This window comes from Acidovorax sp. GW835-FHT14B10, assembly GCF_058793725.1.
This window is the reverse complement of record NZ_JBXAGC010000065.1, coordinates 1-2,773: the sequence shown is the minus strand read 5'-3', so window position 1 is coordinate 2,773 and position 2,773 is coordinate 1. Positions and strand designations below refer to the sequence as shown.

The following is a 2,773-nucleotide window of genomic DNA, read 5'->3' as shown; positions in this document are numbered from 1 at the left end:
TGCGTATTTCGGCGAATGTGACCGATCATTTCGGCGCATCGTGGCCGGTGGGCTGAAGAGTGATTTCAGCGCTGTTTCGGTATCGTGACCGCCCGTTTCGGCGATCGTGACCGCCATGGTGCTGGCGGTGCTGCGTAGGGGGTCGAGTTTACGGTTTTGGAGCGGCTGTCAGGTCTTCATTGGTTCCTTGATGGTCGTTTTTGAAACTGTTGCAGTGCGCGCCGTGCGGCCGGTTCGCCGCGACTCGCCGTCCAGGCTGAAGCGCCGGCAACGCTGCAGTAACCGGTCCAGGATGGCGTCGGCCACTGTGGGATCGCCCAGCCACGCATGCCAATGTTCGATGGGCAGTTGGTGGGCGATGATGGTGGCGCGCTGGCCCACCCGGTCATCAATGACCTCCAGCAAATCGGCACGCGTGGCGGCATCCAGGTTTCCGATGCCCCAGTCGTCCAGCACAAGCACGTCGATCTTGGCGAGTTGCTGCAACCAGCGTCGGAAGCTGCCGGCCCCATGCAAGATGCGCAGCTCTTCTGCCAGTCGAGGCACGCGCAAGTACAGCGCCGAGCGACCCTGGCGACACGCATACTGGGCCAGCGCACAAGCCAGCCAGGTCTTGCCCAAACCGGTAGCGCCGGCCAGGGTCACGGTCTCGCCGCGCTCAATCCAGGTGGACAGAGCAAGGCCCATGAGGGCTGGCCGGTCCAGCCCTCGGATGCCCTCGAAGCTGGCGTCCTCCAAAGTGGCCGATGGGTACTTGAGCTGCGCCTGTTGCAGCAACCGCACCCGCTTGCGGTCACCCCGGGCGTAGACCTCGCGCTCGACCAGCAAGGCCAGGCGCTCATCGAATGACATGTTCAGGCAGTCGGCCTGTTCGTGTTGTTGTTGCAAGGCATCGGCGAAGCCCACGAGTTTGAGCGAGCGCAGTTGGGCGATGGTGGCGTTGTTGAGCATGGAAGTGTTCTGGATCGATGGATAGAAGTTGGAGGCAATGGATGCGGTGGCAGGACGTCACTGGTAATAGCCCGGGCCGCGCAGGTTCGCGTGCGCCGGGCTGGTCCAGTCAGACTCGGCCTGTGGCGTGATCTGCTCACGGTTGTTGGCGAGCAAGTCACGCACATGGCTGTAGCGCAATGTGCCCAGGGCCAGCGCCCGCACGCAGGCGGCCTCCAGCCTCACGGGGCCGTACCTGCGCGAGAGGCTCAGCAAGCCCAGGCAAGAGCGGTAGCCGTGTTCGGGATGCTTGTAGGTTTGCAGCAGGCGGGTGATCAACTCGCCGCAGGCCATGCCGATGCGCTGGCCCCATTCGATCAGGCGCTGTGGCGTCCACTCCATGTGGGCGCGGTGCGCCGCAGGCATGTGTGCCTCCACCGTGGTGAAGCCCCCACGCTTGTCGCTGCGCGCGTGGGCGGCCACGCGCTGACCACGCAAGAGCAACTCGATGCCGTGGCCGGTCATGCGTGCCTCCAGCGTCTGCCCGACCAGCGGGTGCGGTGCGCTGTACCGGTGAGCGTCGATCTCGACGTGGTAGTCGATGTGGACCTTCACGGTCTTGAAGCGCGCGAGCTCATAGGGTTGCTGCGGCAGCGGCATCAGGGCTGGGGCGTCCAGCTCGGCAAACACGCTGGCGCGGCTGCCCGGCAACTTCTGAAAGGCTCGCTCATTGAGGCTGGGGAGCAGTTGCGCAATGGCCGCGTCCACCTGGGCGACGCTGTCAAAACGCTGGTGGCGCAGCCGCGCCAGGATCCAGCGGGTGACGACCTGAACCGAGCTCTCGGCCGTGGCCTTGTCGCGCGGCGTGCGTGGGCGCGCAGGCAATACCGAGGTGCCGTAGTAGCGGGCCAGGTCCTGCACCGTCTCGTTGGCACGTGGCTCGTAACGGTCTGGCGTGGCGATCACGGCACGGGCGTTGTCAGGCACGATCAATTGCGGCACACCCCCGTAGAAGTGCAGCGCGCGCACCATGCCCTGGACCCAGTCATCCAGGCGCTGCGCGGGCGTGGCGCAGGCGAAGACGCAACTGGAGGCGGCCATGGCCGAGACAAAGACCTGGGCGCGCGCGCCATTGTGTATGGGCACCGTGGAACCAGCGAAGTCGATGAACAGCTTCTCGCCGGCACGCCGGTGCTGGCGCATCGAGCGCTTGAGGGTTTGGGCGAAGTCCTTGTAGTGACCGCAGAACTGGGTGTAGCGCCAGGTACGACCATGGGGATGGGCCTCCACGTACTCCTGCCACAACAGCATGAGCGTGACGCCCTTGCGGTCGAGTTCGCGGTGGATGCGGCCCCAGTCGGGGGTGATGTAGGGCTGCGAGGTGTTCGCCTTGGGCAGCAGGGTGGAGGTCAGTCGCTGCTCGCTCCAGTCCTGGACAGTCTCCCAATCCAGGCCGGCGGCATGGGTCAGGCCAACGTACTTGGTCACGGCCCCCTTGGAGATGTTGAGGGTGGAGGCGATCTGCTCGTGCGAGAGATCGGCCTGCCACTTCAGGCGGATAACGTCTTTGATCATGCGTAGAGACATTCGAGGTTTGGGCATCTGGCTCCTGAGGGCAAAAGCCGTCGAGGTTAGGACGCCCGGGTTGAGTTCTCTACGCAGCACCGCCAGGCTTCAGATCCCACAAAAACGTGGACTGAAACGGCGGTCATGATGACCGAAATGATCGGTCACGTTGCCGAAACGGCCGGTCACGATGAGCCGAAAAGGAGTTCGGTCACGATCGACCGAAATCCTCGGTCACGATGCCGAAATCACCGGTCACGTTGGTCCGAAATACCCA

Annotated in this window: 2 protein-coding genes; both read right to left on the bottom strand. The window is 64.3% G+C overall.

From position 1 onward, the window contains the following. Positions 1–168: 168 nt before the first annotated feature. Positions 169–951 carry an IS21-like element helper ATPase IstB gene (gene istB, locus AC1Q5S_RS22180; protein WP_492239448.1) on the bottom strand — a complete coding sequence of 261 codons (783 nt, stop codon included), beginning with the start codon at positions 949–951 and terminating at the stop codon, positions 169–171. Between the two features lie 57 nt (positions 952–1,008). Then, the gene (gene istA / locus AC1Q5S_RS22175) at positions 1,009–2,532 is read right to left on the bottom strand and encodes an IS21 family transposase (RefSeq protein WP_492239447.1); all 1,524 of its coding nucleotides are present in this window, start codon (positions 2,530–2,532) and stop codon (positions 1,009–1,011) included. Positions 2,533–2,773 lie beyond the last annotated feature (241 nt).

Excerpts from the sequence above, each read along its gene's own strand:
- istB (WP_492239448.1), bottom strand. The coding sequence starts at position 951 with ATGCTCAACAACGCCACCATCGCCCAACTGCGCTCGCTCAAACTCGTG.
- istA (WP_492239447.1), bottom strand. The coding sequence starts at position 2,532 with ATGCCCAAACCTCGAATGTCTCTACGCATGATCAAAGACGTTATCCGC.